We start from the raw sequence: 15188 nt of genomic DNA, 5'->3' as shown, positions 1-15188 counted from the left end.
GCTAATTAAAGACTATAAAAAATTCAACGTGAACTATTATTTTTTGAAGCGCAAAGCCTGTGGTTCTTAGTCAAGTACTGTCCCGCTTTTACTCCAAGTCCTCACTACGCTCCGGGCTTTCCGTGCAATCGGGGCTATAAATGGTAGGTATCTGCCCCAACCACTAAAAAACATTACTGCTTCGAAAAAGCCTGCTGGTATTTAAGCGGTGTTTTCCCCGTAATCTCTCTAAAATATTTATGAAAACTGGTAAAGTTGTAAAAACCGCAATCGTAACAGATTTCTTTCACTGTTAAATCATTCTCTATTAATAACTTACAAGCCTGCCCCACCCTAATTTCGTTCAGAAACTGGGTGTAGGTTTTTCTGCTTTTGGTTTTAAAAAACTTGCAGAACGAATTCGGACTGATTTTAGCCACTGCAGCAATTTCTTTCAGTTCTATTTTATTTTTGTAATTACTGATGGTATAATTATAAATCGACTGGATCCTGTCTTTCTCGTTTTCCAGAAAATTAGGCTTGAAGCCTAATGAAACCAATGTTTTTTTCTCTTCACAATTGGCTATTTCAGTTAAAACTTCTAATAGCTTGATAATCCGCATGGTACCTGTGGCCTCAATAATGAGTGGCATTAAACCCGCAATCCTTTCTTTGGCCGCTCCCAACAGCTGGATCCCCTGTTTAGATTGTGCCAACATTTTTTTAAGTTCCTGGTTTTCGGGAAGATCAATAAAGGCTGCTCCCAAAAAATCTTCTTTAAAGTGAATGGCATAAACATCAACCGATTCTTCCTCTTTTTTCTCAAAAAACTCGGGATCAAAGCGCCAGTAATGCGGCAAATTGCTCCCAAGCAACACCACATCTCCCTCACTAAAATTTTTAATGCTATCGCCAATAAACTGAGTTCCCCTGCCTTTTCTAATGTATATCAGCTCTAAAGCAGAATGGTAATGCCACAGGTTGTTAATATCTGGCATAATATCCCTCCGGGCGCTAAAAGAATCTACGGTATTGGTAGATACATTAAGTAAATGCGGTTTCATAATTCTTAAAAAATCAATCTAATATGCAGTAATATTTCGCAATGTATAAAATTGAGCCAATATCATTTAATAATTAGATCATAAAGTTAAATTTTTATTAGCACTTAAGGGCTTAATTTGTAAAGCAACAACTAACCAGAAACATATTATGAAGGTGGGATGTGTACAGCAAAATTAACAATAGACCTTCAAAAACAGCAGATATTGAACAATCTTTAGTAAACAGTGCTAATGGTACCCAAAGTTTAAGTATTTTTATTTTAGCAGAACCAGCTTAACCAATTATAACCAAACCAAATATGAGCCACACCACAACAACGAATTTTCAGACATCCGATACGCCTAAAAATGGCAAGGGATACCTGTTTCCATTAATTTTGGTTACCAGCCTCTTTTTCTTCTGGGGCTTTGTCCATAACCTCGATCCGGTATTGATTCCCCATTTGCGCAAAGCCTTCCAGCTGAATGTTTTTGAATCTACATTGGTCGATTCATCGGTTTTTATCGCCTATTTTTTATTGGCATTACCAGCAGGTTATATTATGCGTAAATATGGTTATAAAAGCGGGATCATATTAGGATTAATTTTGTTTGCTGTGGGTTGTTTATTATTTATTCCAGCCGCCAACACCGCACAATACATCTTTTTCCTGGGTGCACTTTTTATCATCGCCTGTGGTTTAACTTTTTTAGAAACGGCAGCAAATCCGTATGTTACGGTGCTTGGCCCACCTGAAACGGCTACGCAAAGGTTAAATTTTTCTCAATCGTTTAATGGTTTAGCCGCTTTTTTAGCTCCGGTTATTGGAGGTAAACTCATTTTCACCGAAGTAAAATATACCGATGCCCAATTGGCAAAACTACTGCCTTTAGAAAAACAGGCTTACGTGCTCGAAGAGGCATCCACTGTAAAAGCGCCTTATTTAATTTTGGGTCTCATAATTATTGTAGTGGCTATCTTATTTATTTTCACCAAACTACCCGATATCAAAGAAGAAGAAAGTGCCAATGAAAAAAGCAGTTTTGGCCATGTATTGGGTCATAGTCATTTGCGCTGGGCTATTATCGGACAGTTTTTTTACGTTGGTGCTCAGGTTTGCGTACTCAGTTTATTTATCAGTTTCGTTACCACATCGGCAGGAATTACACAGGATCAAGCAAAATGGTATGCGGGTGCAGCAGGTTTGGCTTTTATGTTAGGTAGGTTTGCCGGAACGTTCTTCATGAGGTTTGTGGCTCCGCATAAATTGTTAATGTTATACGCTTTAATCAGCGCCCTACTTACATTGGTATCCATTTTTGCTACTGGAATGATTACTGTTTACGCTTTAATAGGCGTGGCATTTTTTATGTCGATTATGTTCCCAACCATATTCTCATTGGGAATAGCAGGTTTGGGCAAAGATACCAAGCTGGGTTCATCGCTAATTGTAATGTCGATTGTTGGTGGTGCATTTTTGCCGCCTGTTTTGGGTCTGATATCAGATGCCACCCACAATATACAATATGGTTATTTAGTGCCTTTCGTTTGCTTTTTAGTGGTTTTTTACTTTGGCTGGAAAGGATGGAAACCCAATCATATTGAAAAAGAAATAAGTTTAGAAGCATAAAATGAAAGATGGATAACCATCAGTTATATTTTTTTCACCACAGATGCACACAGATAAACACAGATTCTTTATATCGGCATGCATCCTTTTTATCTCCCGAAAATCGGGAAAATTAGTGGTTAATGATAAAGAGATGATTTAACACGTGATGGTTTCATTAACAATAAATACATATTATATAGATGAAGAAATTAGTCATCAGGATTAATAACGCTGATAATGTTTTGGTAGCATTACAGGATTTACCCAAGGAAACCGAAATTGTGCATGAAGGAAATACCTACCATACTGTTGATGAAATTCCGGCCAAGCATAAGTTTTTTATGCAGGATATGAAGGCGGGCGATGAAGTAATGATGTACGGCGTTCTGGTTGGGAAAGTCCAGTTTGAGGTAAAAGCTGGTATGCGCATGAGTGTAGAGAATACCAAACATGCTGCCGAACCCTTTGCTTATCGTAATGTTGATTATAAATGGGAAGCCCCAAATGCAAGCCAGTTCGCAGATCGTAAATTTTATGGTTATCACCGTAAAAATGGCGCAGTGGGCACTGCAAATTACTGGTTATTTATTCCAACGGTTTTCTGCGAGAACAGAAACCTCGATATTATTAAAGAATCCCTTTATAGCGAATTGGGTTATGCGGTTGATGCACAATATAAATCATACACACACAAACTCGTTCAGGCTTACGAAAACGGGGAAAGTATTGATAACATCAGCTTCGAACCTAAAGCAGATAAAGCTAACCGCACTTTTAAAAATGTGGATGGGATTAAATTCCTTACCCATAATGGTGGTTGCGGCGGCACCCGTCAGGATTCGGATACGCTAAGCAAATTATTGGCGGCTTATGCCAATCACCCCAATGTAGCTGGCGTTACCGTTTTAAGTTTAGGCTGTCAGCATTTACAGGTAGAAGATTTTAAACGCGATCTTACAGCTCTTGATCCTGATTTTGATAAACCACTTTTAATTTTCGAGCAGCAAAAAACACAGAGTGAAGAGCAATTGATCCAGAATGCAATCAAAAGTACCTTTGAAGGCCTGATGTTTATCAATAAACAGGAACGCACAGCAGCCCCTTTAAACAAATTATGCGTAGGCGTAAAATGTGGCGGCAGTGATGGTTTTAGTGGTATTTCTGCCAATCCAGCAGTGGGTTACTGTGCCGATTTACTGGTGGCATTGGGTGCAAAGGTGTTACTGGCAGAATTCCCCGAACTTTGTGGCGTGGAACAGGAAATGATCGACAGATCTGTAGATCAACCCACCGCCGAAAAATTTATCCGCTTAATGACAGAATATGATGACCTGGCACATGCAGTGGGCTCTGGTTTCTACATGAACCCTTCTCCGGGTAACATTAAAGATGGTTTAATAACCGACGCGATAAAATCGGCCGGAGCAGCGCGTAAAGCAGGTTCTTCTCCTGTTGTTGATGTTTTGGATTATACCGAACCAGCCACAAAACCGGGTTTAAGTTTAGTGTGTACACCAGGAAACGATGTGGAAGCCACTACAGGTAAAGCTGCTGCTGGTGCAACCCTTATCCTATTCACCACAGGTTTGGGTACCCCAACGGGAAACCCGGTATGCCCAACCATTAAAGTAGCTACCAATTCCGTTCTGGCAAAACGCATGAGCGACATTATCGATATCGATACCGGAGCGGTGATTAACGGCGAAAAAACCATTAATGAAATGGGCGAAGATATCCTCGAATACTGTATTAAAGTAGCAAGTGGAGAAGAAATTCCAAAAGCCGTACAGCTTAACCAGGATGATTTTATCCCCTGGAAAAGAGGAGTAAGCCTTTAGGTAATGGAAGGTGGATGAGGTAAAATGGAAGATGTGAGACTAAGATCTCAAAACAAATTCGTCATTCCCGCGCAGGCGGGAATCTTAAAGCCCCGGTATCTGGTATTAAGATCCCTAATCAACCCGATAGCTATAGGGTTGGGAATGACGCAACTTCCAACTTATACTTCCTATTCTCTGTGAAAAACTCTGCGTCCTCTGTGGTAAAAAAACAAAATAAAAATATAACCGAATATGAATTTAAATTTAGACGGAAAAATAATATTAGTTAGTGGTGGTGCAAAAGGCATTGGTGCGGCGATTGTTAAGGCTTTGGCCATCGAAAATGCGCTTCCGATCATCATCGGCCGAAATGAGGAAGATAACATGAAAATGCTTCAGGAAGTAAAAGAACTAGGTTTAAAAGCCGACTATTTTACAGCAGAACTTACCGCACCAGAAAGTTGCAAAACCATTGTTGATGCCATTCTTACAAAATATAACAGAATAGATGGTTTGGTGAACAATGCGGGAGTAAACGATGGCGTAGGACTCGAAAGCGGCACTTATGAAGCTTTTATGGAATCGTTACATAAAAATGTGGTGCATTATTATCTTTTGGCAAAATATTCGCTGCCCGCACTAAAAGAGAGCAGAGGATCTATTTTAAATATTGGCAGTAAAACTGCTGAAACTGGTCAGGGCGGAACATCTGGTTATGCGGCATCAAACGGCGCCAGAAATGCCTTAACACGCGAGTGGGCAGTAGAATTGTTACCATTTAGCATACGTGTAAATGCAATCATCGTCGCTGAAGCCTGGACACCATTGTATGAAAAATGGATCAACACTTTTGAATACCGTGATGAAAAACTGAAAAGCATTACCGATAAAATCCCTTTCGAAAGCCGGATGACTACAGTGGAGGAAATCGCCAATACTGCTGTATTTTTATTATCAGATAAATCAAGCCACACTACTGGTCAGTTGATCCATGTGGATGGCGGCTATGTGCATTTGGATAGGGCTTTGTTGTAAAGTGCTACGCTCAATTCAATAAGACACGTCATTCCCGCGGAGGCGGGAATTTTAAAGCTCTTCTCCTCGGTCTGTGTCTCCACAGACCGAAACCTAAAAAACAATCTAAAATTGATTTCTTAAGCCATTTCTGTCATTCTGATCACAGTGAAGAATCTTTTATTCTTCGAAATGGAATATTCGCATTAATCATAAGCTCATTTGGGTTCAGTGTTTCATAGGGTGGAGATTCTTCGCTGCGCTCAGAATGACAACATTACTTCCTCTTCCTTTCCTCTAAATAAGCGTGCCATAACAGCATCGTGGCGATGGTGCGATAAGGTTTAAACTGATCAGCCACCTCCAATAATCCCTCCTTACTTATTCCAGTTTCCAAACCTTTTATTTTCTTTAAGGAGTTAACCGCAGCCAGATCACCTATTGGAAAAACATCCGTATGATGAAGCATAAAAATCAGGTAAATATCTACCGTCCAATCGCCGATACCTTTAATACACTTAAGCTGATTTCTAATGGTCAAATCATCCATATTTTCCATTTCACTTAAAGATAAGGCTCCCCTCATCAGGCTTTCGGCCAGATGCCGAACATAAACCGTTTTCTGCCGACTGAAATAACAATCCCTTAATTCCTGATCAGTAAGCAACAACAACCGAGCTGGTGTAACCTCTCCTATTTTTTCTTTCAGTTTATTCAACGTAGCCAATGCCGAAGCCAAAGACACCTGTTGTTCTAAAATAATGTGCACCAGTGATTCGAAGGTATTTGGCCTCGACCAAAAGGGCGGATAATCATACCGATCTAAAATCAGCTGTAAATCTGCATCCCTGCTGCCTGCTAAATCGCAAAGCTGATGAAAATTGGTCTGATCAAATGTTTCGAACATGGAGATTTTTTTATTCAAATATAATAAGGATTAAGGTAGTGTAACCTCTGTCAAAACTTCTTTGCTGTCATTCTGAACGCAGTGAAGAATCTTTTATTCTTCGAAATGCAATATGCGCTTTAATCATACTTGGGTTCAGTGTTTCATCGGGTGGAGATTCTTCGCTATGCTCAGAATGACAATAAAACAACCAGTAACACCGTACTGGCTGACCGTATGGATCTGGATATTAACGAAGCCACTTCAAAATTCCTCACCAAAACCGAAAATCTTCTTAAATAAGAGAAAGACCATCCATTTTAATCCCGTTTTAAGATGAGATGGTTACTTTTGTTACATGCTAAAGATTGGGATAGCTGAAGACGACCCTAAAATTGCCGGACTTTTAAAATCGGCACTTGAAGAAAACAATTATCAGGTGCTTACCGTTGCCAATGGGATTGATGCGTTAGAGCTTTTCATGGGCGAAAGTTTTAACCTTTTAATTATCGACGTGATGATGCCTGGCCTCAACGGCATCCAGCTTTGTAAACACATCAGGGAAAATGCTATGCACACACCAATCCTGATGCTTACCGCCATGGGTACCATTGATGATAAAGTTACCGGTTTAGAGGCCGGGGCTGATGATTATCTGGTAAAACCTTTTCACCTGAAAGAACTTCTGGCCAGGGTTGCAGCACTTTTACGCCGGCAACCACCTCTTGAAAATAAAACAGAGTATAAATTATATTTCGAAGACCTTACACTCGATACGTACAGCAAAGAAGTAAGTCGCGATGGAAAACCGATAGAACTGAGTGCCAAGGAATTTGTGCTGCTCGAACTGTTTATGCGCAACCCAAACCGCTTGCTCTCCCGGCAGTTTATAGGCGAACAAGCCTGGGATATCAGCTTCGAAACCGGAACAAATGTAATTGATGTATATATCAATTTCCTGCGGAAAAAGATCGAAAAAGATTTTGACCGCAAACTCATTCACACTAAAATCAACATGGGTTATATCCTTAAATAATGAAAATAAAGGACCGGATAGCATTGTATTTTACATTGATCAGCACTTCGATGCTGTTCGCCGTGCTCTGTACCGTGTATTTTACTTTTATGAAGTTTCTGGAAGCTGATTTCTTTGAGCGCCTCACCGACCGTACCATGGTTACGGCAAAACTTTACCTCGAAGCCGACGAAATCAGTAGAGACGCCTTGAATACCGTCCGCCATAAATACCTCCAAAAGTTGAATGGTGAAGTTACCCGCATTTACGACAATAAAAACAGGGCAACCTTTATTGGCGATTCTGCACAATACTGGACACCTGCTACCATCGATCAGGTCCGCCAGAAAGGCCGTTTAAAATACACAGATGGTCAGCGGCAGGTGGTTGGCATTTATTATAAAGATAATCAGGGCGATTTTGTAATTCTGGCTTCAGCAGATGACCAGGGCTCACATAACAGGCTGGATAAGTTATTGAAAATTATGATTTTTGTGTTCATCCTCATTTCACTTATCGTATTGTTGTTAAGCCGATGGGTTGCACAAAAAATGCTGAAACCACTACAAAAATTCATGCTCGAAGTAAAACAGGCCGGCTCGCAAAACATGGAATTCAGGGTGGAAGAAAACCACAATAGAGACGAAATCAACCTCATTGCCCAAAGCTTTAACCATTTAATGGAAGAACTGGAACAGGCTTTTATTTTGCAGAAAACCTTTGTGGCAAACGCTTCCCACGAATTAAGAACACCCGTTACCCGGATTATGATGACCGCCGAACTGGCTTTATCAAAAGAAAGAGACCAGGCGGCTTATCAAAAAGTGATCAGTTCAGTGCTCGAGGATGCCGAAAAAATGGAGCACATCATAACGGGTTTAGTTGCCCTGGCCAAAATGGATCTCGAGCTGATCAATTCGCAGCTTGTTCCAATCAGATTAGACAACCTGCTTTACAAGATCCAAAACGAATGGAAATCGCAGAAAAACCTCGATCTTAAAATTACTTATCAAAATCCTATTAATCCAAAACCTGAAATATTGGCCAATGCAGTTTTATTACAGATTGCTTTGGACAATATCATTTCCAATGCCTTTAAATTTTCTGATAATCAGGAAGTAAATATTACTATCGATGCAATTGAAAATGATTTCCTCATCCATATCACTGACAGTGGATCGGGTATTTCGACCGATGAACAAGGCGAAATTTTCAAGCCTTTTTACACCCGCGCAAAGGCGCATGGGCATAACGGCGAAGGCATGGGACTTTACATGGCCCAAAAAATCGTCGATCTTTTAAAAGGCGAAATAACCGCCACAAATCTTGAACATGGTGGCTGTACTTTTACGGTGAGGTTGGCAAAGCTTTAGTTACTGCTCATTACTTCGTTCTACCTTTACAACACGATCGTCATCCTAACCTGTAGCGCGGCGGAAAGCTACGTGGAAACGAGCGCAAGCATAATCATTAATGGTTGCTTCATTTATATATGCATTTCCTCCCAGCTGGGCCAAAGCACAGTATCAACGTTCCACTTAAATCCGGCCTAACAAATTTTCGGCTTGCACCGACCAAGCCATCTCACCAGCTTCGAAAGAAAAATTTTCAGCCGTTCTTTTTTGTTTTTTCATTTGTATTTATATTTTCAATGGCATTCAAGCTAGCTTCGCTGGTCTTTTTGACACCAAAAAGAAAGAGCCCATCGGCGGCAGCGAGCCGAGGCAAGGATTAGCCATGGAACAAAAAATAACAGTGATGTAGACAAGTCGATCCCCAAACTTTAATCCCTTTTTAATTTCCATTTAATTCCCCTTTAATCCGGCAAGGATAGTTTTGCTGGATGACAAGAATATGTATGTTGCTCATTCTCTTTTTGGCCCTAACAGCCAGAGCAACTTTAGCACAAACCGATACCCTGAGCTTAAACCTGAGTCAGGCCGAAAGCCTGTTTTTAAAAAACAATTTCGACCTCCTGGCCAGTAATTATGAGATTGACAAGGCAAAGGCCGAAATCATTACCGCCAAACTGTTCGAAAATCCTACTCTTGAATACGAAAACCTTTTCTACAACCACGAAACAAAGAAATTCCTGCAAACCTCGTATGCCTATGGACAATATGCCGGATCTATTTCGCAATTGTTTAAGCTGGCAGGCAAGCGCAACAAAAACATCAAACTCGCCCAAACAGGGGTTAAACTGGCCGAATATGAATATTTCGACCTGTTAAGAACACTTAAATTCGAACTTGTTAATACCTTTTACAAAACTTACTTCGCAGCACAATCCGTTAAAGTTTATCAGGAACAGATCAGTTCTACCGATCAGTTGCTGAAAGCTTACGATCTCCAGTTAAAAATGGGTAATGTTGCCACAAAAGATCTGATGAGGATCAAATCACTTTTGATTAATCTTAAAGCCGAACAGGCTGGATTATTAAACGAACTGGAAGATAATTATAAAGATTTAAAATTGCTCTGCGGACTTAACGCAGCTACTTCGATCGATTTGGTTTTAAATCAGTCAGAACATCATCTATCGCCCGATAAAATCCCTTACAGCGCATTGCTTGATTCGGCCAGAGCTAACCGTGCTGATCTTAAACTGGCTAAAACTGATCTGCTTTATAACGAAGGTAATTTAAAACTGCAAAAAGCAATGGCCATCCCCGATATCGAAATCGGTTTGAGCTACGACCTGAAGGGCAATTATCCCGAAAAATATACTGGTTTGGGCTTAAAGATTCCTATTCCACTTTTCTCCAGAAACCAGGGTGAAATTAAAAAGGCACAAGTTGGTATAGCTGCAGCCGATATGAATATTAAAAAACAAGAAGCCCTGCTCGAAAACGAAGTATTTAATACTTATAAAACTGCTTTGCGCAACGAAAAATTGTATTCAGAAATCGATCCTGCATTTACAACCGACTTTAATACACTCATTTCGAGACTTATTAAAAACTTCAAGGCAAGAAACATCAGTCTGATCGAATTTTTAGACCTCTACGATGCATACAAAGAAAATACGCTTCAATTGAACAAACTCCAATTCGAAATGATGAGCACCCGCGCTGAACTCAATTATGTAACCGGCTCTAACATTTTTAAATAATCCCAATGCAAAATCTCTATAAAAATACGGTACTCATAGCCGCAACAAGTTTAATTTTTAGCTGTAGTGAACATAAAACCGCAGCACAGGCAGAAAAATTTACCATCACCGATTCTTTGATCAACAGATTACTGATCGATACCGTACAGCAGGCCAACAGCAAAACAGAACTGATGTTTTCAGCAAAAATTGCCGCAAATGAAGAACGCCGGTCTGAACTTTTCCCAATGGTAAGCGGAACCGTAAACCATGTTGGGGTAAGGCTGGGCGATCAGGTTTCGGGCGGACAAACTTTAGCTACCCTCACCAGTTCCGAAATGGCCGGTTTTGATAAGGAAGTGATCGCCGCCAATGCCGAACTTAAAAATGCAGAGCGATCGGTAAAACAGGCTGAACAACTTTTTCAAAGTGGTTTATCATCGGCAAAGGAACTCGAAGAAGCCAAAAATGATTATCAGATCAAAAAAGCAGAAGCAAAAAGAGCTAATTCCGTATTAAAACTTAACGGGGGCAGCAGTACCGGATTATATGCCATAAAATCGCCGATCAATGGTTTTGTGATCGAAAAAAACGTAACCCAGAACATGCAATTGCGCGGCGATAATGACAAAAGCCTTTTCACTATTGCCGATCTCTCCAACGTTTGGGCCATGATCAATATTTACGAATCGGATATTTCGCGGGTAAAAGCGGGCGACGAAGTGAGTTTATCTACCCTTTCCTATCCCGATAAAGTTTTTAAAGGAAAAATAGAGAAATTATATAATCAGGTAGATCAGGATAGTAAAGTAATGAATGCACGTGTAGTGATCCCTAATCCTGGATTTCTGTTAAAACCAGGCATGCTCGGAACCGTAAAAGTTTCGGCAAATTCGGCTATCGACCTTCCGGTGTTAAATTCAAGGGCCGTTATTTTCGATGAAAACAAAAATTACGTACTCGTTTTGGGCCAGGATCATAAAGTGAGGATTCAGGAAATCGAAATCGGGCGCAAAACTGCTGATAAAACCTACATCAGCAAAGGTGTACAGGCCGGCGACCGCATTATCGCTTCAAAACAAGTTTTCTTATTTGAAAGCCTAAAAACACAATAATTTCTTTTCATTCCCTAGATTTTAAAAATGAATAAATTCATAAAAAGTATTATCGGCTTTGCACTGAAAAATAAATATTTCATCTTTTTTGCCACTTTTATTTTAATCCTTGCAGGTTATTTAAGCTTCAAGCATACCACCATCGATGCCTTCCCGGATGTAACCAATACCAATATCACCATCATTACTCAATGGCCGGGGCGCAGTGCCGAAGAAGTAGAAAAGTTTGTAAGCAGGCCTTTGGAAATTGCGATGAACCCCACCGAAAAACGGACTAGCATCCGTTCTTCTTCCTTATTTGGCTTATCCATTGTAAAAGTAAGTTTCGAGGATGATGTAGATTATGCTGAGGCACGTGTACAGGTTAATAACCACCTCGAAGAAGCCGACCTGCCTGAAGGCATCCAGCCTGAGGTACAGCCACCGTATGGGCCAACCGGTGAGATTTTCCGTTATACATTAACCAGTGATAAAAAGTCGGTCCGTGAGTTAAAAACCCTGCAGGATTGGGTGATCCAGCGCGAATTATTATCTGTTTCGGGCATCGCCGATGTGGTGAGTTTTGGTGGGGAGGTGAAAACCTATCAAATCACGGTGGATCCGCAAAAAGCCATTCAATATGGCGTAAGTGCCACCGAACTTTTCGAGGCGGTATCTAAAAGCAATATCAATGTGGGTGGCGATGTCATCGTACAGAGCGGTCAGGCTTATGTGGTGCGCGGTATCGGCGTGCTCAACAATATCGACGAAATCAGGAATGTGGTGGTTGATAACATCAATGGCACTCCTGTTTATGTTAAAACCATCGCTGATGTAGCTGAATCGGCCTTACCAAGGCTTGGTCAGGTTGGCCGCGACAGGGATCCTGATGTAGTTGAAGGTATTATCGTGATGAGAAAAGGCGGTAATCCCAGCGAGGTAATTGCGAGGTTGAAAGAAAAAATCAACGCCATAAACAGCACCATCCTACCCGATGATGTAAAAATCAAACCCTTTTACGATCGTGAAGACCTCGTGAATTACTCCGTACATACTGTAATGGGCAATATGCTCGAAGGGATTTTGTTTGTAACCCTGATCGTATTCCTTTTTATGGCCGATTGGCGTACCACTTTAATCGTTTCGATTATTATTCCATTGGCCTTACTTTTTGCATTTATCTGCCTTAAATTAAAAGGTATGCCGGCTAATCTACTATCCATGGGGGCAATCGACTTTGGGATCATTATCGATGGTGCGGTAGTGATGGTTGAAGGGATTTTCGTCGTATTAGACACCAAAGCCAAAAAACTGGGCATGGAAAAGTTTAATAAAATGAGCAAACTCGGTTTTATTAAAAAAGCCTGTCTCGAAAATGGTAAGGGTATTTTATTTGCCAAACTAATTATCATTACTGGTTTGCTGCCCATTTTCACTTTTGAAAAAGTGGAAGGAAAAATGTTCTCCCCATTGGCCTGGACCTTAAGTTTTGCCTTATTGGGTGCCTTAATCTTAACCTTTACACTCGTGCCCTCCATGGCCAGTGTACTCTTAAAAAAAGATGTAAAAGAGAAACATAATATCTTTTTAGAATGGATTACCAAAGCAACCCTTAAGTTTTACGATGTTTGCTTTAGCAAAAAGAAACTGGTTTTTAGTATTTCGATTATTGTGTTATTATTGGGTGCTTTTAGCTTTAAATTTTTGGGCACAGAGTTTCTGCCCAGCTTAGATGAAGGCTCTATTTATGTGCGTGCCACCGGGCCATTGAGTATTTCGTTGGATGAAACCAAAAAGCTTTCGAACGAGATGAGAAAGATCTTTTTAAGTTTCGATGAAGTAAAACAGGTGATGTCGCAAACCGGGCGGCCAAACGACGGAACCGATGCCACTGGCTTTTACAACATGGAATTTCATGTGGACATTTACCCACGTAAAGAATGGAAACGTAAGCAGACCAAAGAACAGTTGATTGAGCGCATGCAGGAAAAATTAAAGAGTTTTCCAGGTATAAGCCTCAATTTCTCACAGCCCATTTCTGATAACGTGGAAGAAGCTGTTTCAGGTGTAAAAGGCTCGATCGTGGTAAAACTATTTGGCGAAAACTTCGAATACATCGAAAATGAAGAAGAAAAAATAGAAAGTATTTTAAAAACGGTGGAGGGCATTGAAGATTTAGGGATTTTAAGGAATCTTGGTCAGCCGGAGTTGCAGATCAACCTCGACCAGAAGAAAATGGCCTTGTATGGTGTAAGTACAGCTGATGCCAATGCCGTGATCGAAATGGCCATCGGAGGGAAAGCCGCCACTCAAATCTATGAAGGCGAGCGAAAATTCGACCTGATTATCCGTTACCCTGAAGATTTCAGAAACGATGAAAGTTCGATCAGTAAATTACGGGTGCCTACCTTATCAGGATCTAATGTGCAATTGGGCGAAATTTCGAGCATCCGGAAAATTACAGGCCCGAGTATGATTTACCGCGATAAACACAAACGTTATGGGGCTATCAAATTCTCCATCCGCGGCAGAGATATGGGCAGCGTGATTGCTGAAGCACAACAAAAAGTAAATGCAAAAATCAAACTGCCACAAGGTTATCAATTGGAATGGGCCGGCGATTTCGAAAACCAGCAAAGGGCCATAGCCCGTTTATCGCAAGCCGTTCCGGTAAGTTTATTGCTGATCTTTTTTATCCTGTTCGTGCTTTTTGGCAATTTTAGGGATGCTTTATTAGTACTCAACAATGTTCCTTTTGCCATGATTGGTGGAATAATGGCTCTGTTGGCAGCAGGTGTAAACTTCAATATTTCTGCAGGAATCGGTTTTATTGCACTATTCGGAATCTGTGTACAAAACGGTGTAATTTTGATTACGCGTTTTAAAAGCAACATCGCTGACCTGAAACATCACCCCAGCTGGACTTTTACCGATGCCATGCGCGATGGGATTGCCAGCAGGTTCAGACCGGTATTAATGACGGCTTTAATGGCCGCCATCGGTTTAATGCCTGCAGCACTTTCTACCGGGATCGGTTCAGAAGCCTCAAAACCATTGGCCATTGTAGTTATTGGCGGATTAATTACCAATACACTTTTTAACCTTTTTGTTTATCCGATCGTATTTTACTGGTCGTACCGTAGAAAAGTTCATTAATTTAAGAATCGTTTAAGGCTCCGCGCTAGCTTGCTTTGAAAAACAATCTGCCTTTACCGAAGAACGCCAGTCAATCCCAAGAGCCAGGAAAATCAAAAAAACAGATGTACAACAGAACAATTAGCTCTACCAAACCTCAAACGCAGTGGTTTTGTGTTCAATGCTTGCAAGAACTTTCATTAAGCATTTTACAAACAAAACGAAGTGCCGCTGTTTTTTTGATGTGCGTGGGCTTGTGTGAAGGCTCCTAGCTGGATTGACGAAGCATTTTTGCATACTTTTGATGCCTCAAAAGTTTGATGCCGTGCGGCAGAGAGCACTAAAATAGTTTCAGTATTTTGTGTCCACACGATAGGTATACGCTGGGAGTATGAACTTTCTTATACAACAAGCTATTATTATAAAATACTTTTTCAATAGATTCTATAATGGTTATAATAAAATAAGGTCTGTTCCTGGAATTAGAAACAGACCTTA

10 protein-coding genes are annotated in these 15188 nt (G+C 40.6%); 8 read left to right on the top strand and 2 right to left on the bottom strand.

Annotated features, from left to right (window positions below):
• Positions 1 to 173: 173 nt before the first annotated feature.
• Positions 174 to 1043, bottom strand: coding sequence for an AraC family transcriptional regulator (locus H9L23_RS05590; RefSeq protein ID WP_187594041.1), 870 nt, complete (start codon positions 1041 to 1043; stop codon positions 174 to 176).
• 299 nt (positions 1044 to 1342) lie between these two features.
• Here H9L23_RS05590 and fucP point away from each other — a divergent pair, with 299 nt between their 5' ends.
• The 3 genes from fucP (at position 1343) to H9L23_RS05575 (ending at position 5490) form a co-directional block, all read left to right on the top strand.
• Positions 1343 to 2653 carry an L-fucose:H+ symporter permease gene (fucP, locus tag H9L23_RS05585; RefSeq protein ID WP_187594040.1) on the top strand — a complete coding sequence of 437 codons (1311 nt, stop codon included), beginning with the start codon at positions 1343 to 1345 and terminating at the stop codon, positions 2651 to 2653.
• A gap of 182 nt (positions 2654 to 2835) precedes the next feature.
• On the top strand, positions 2836 to 4473 hold the full coding sequence (locus tag H9L23_RS05580; RefSeq protein WP_187594039.1) for a UxaA family hydrolase: 1638 nt from the start codon (positions 2836 to 2838) through the stop codon (positions 4471 to 4473).
• Positions 4474 to 4707: 234 nt separating this feature from the next.
• Positions 4708 to 5490, top strand: a complete 783-nt coding sequence (locus tag H9L23_RS05575) for an L-fucose dehydrogenase (protein ID WP_187594038.1) — start codon at positions 4708 to 4710, stop codon at positions 5488 to 5490.
• 256 nt (positions 5491 to 5746) lie between these two features.
• Here H9L23_RS05575 and H9L23_RS05570 read toward each other — a convergent pair whose 3' ends face one another.
• Positions 5747 to 6376, bottom strand: coding sequence for a DNA-3-methyladenine glycosylase family protein (locus tag H9L23_RS05570; protein WP_187594037.1), 630 nt, complete (start codon positions 6374 to 6376; stop codon positions 5747 to 5749).
• Between the two features lie 337 nt (positions 6377 to 6713).
• Here H9L23_RS05570 and H9L23_RS05565 point away from each other — a divergent pair, with 337 nt between their 5' ends.
• The 5 genes from H9L23_RS05565 (at position 6714) to H9L23_RS05545 (ending at position 14711) form a co-directional block, all read left to right on the top strand.
• Positions 6714 to 7391, top strand: coding sequence for a response regulator transcription factor (locus H9L23_RS05565; RefSeq protein WP_187594036.1), 678 nt, complete (start codon positions 6714 to 6716; stop codon positions 7389 to 7391).
• Positions 7391 to 8743 carry a HAMP domain-containing sensor histidine kinase gene (locus H9L23_RS05560; RefSeq protein WP_187594035.1) on the top strand — a complete coding sequence of 451 codons (1353 nt, stop codon included), beginning with the start codon at positions 7391 to 7393 and terminating at the stop codon, positions 8741 to 8743. The genes H9L23_RS05565 and H9L23_RS05560 overlap by 1 nt, the downstream gene beginning before the upstream one ends.
• A gap of 470 nt (positions 8744 to 9213) precedes the next feature.
• Positions 9214 to 10482: a TolC family protein gene (locus tag H9L23_RS05555; protein ID WP_187594034.1), complete on the top strand. Its 1269-nt coding sequence runs from the start codon at positions 9214 to 9216 to the stop codon at positions 10480 to 10482.
• A 5-nt stretch (positions 10483 to 10487) separates the two neighbouring features.
• Positions 10488 to 11576: an efflux RND transporter periplasmic adaptor subunit gene (locus H9L23_RS05550; protein WP_187594033.1), complete on the top strand. Its 1089-nt coding sequence runs from the start codon at positions 10488 to 10490 to the stop codon at positions 11574 to 11576.
• Between the two features lie 27 nt (positions 11577 to 11603).
• On the top strand, positions 11604 to 14711 hold the full coding sequence (locus H9L23_RS05545; protein ID WP_187594032.1) for an efflux RND transporter permease subunit: 3108 nt from the start codon (positions 11604 to 11606) through the stop codon (positions 14709 to 14711).
• The last annotated feature ends 477 nt before the right edge of the window (positions 14712 to 15188 follow it).

It is taken from the genome of Pedobacter roseus, from assembly GCF_014395225.1.
Classification (GTDB): Bacteria; Bacteroidota; Bacteroidia; order Sphingobacteriales; family Sphingobacteriaceae; genus Pedobacter; species Pedobacter roseus.
This window is presented reverse-complemented; position numbering and strand designations above follow the sequence as displayed.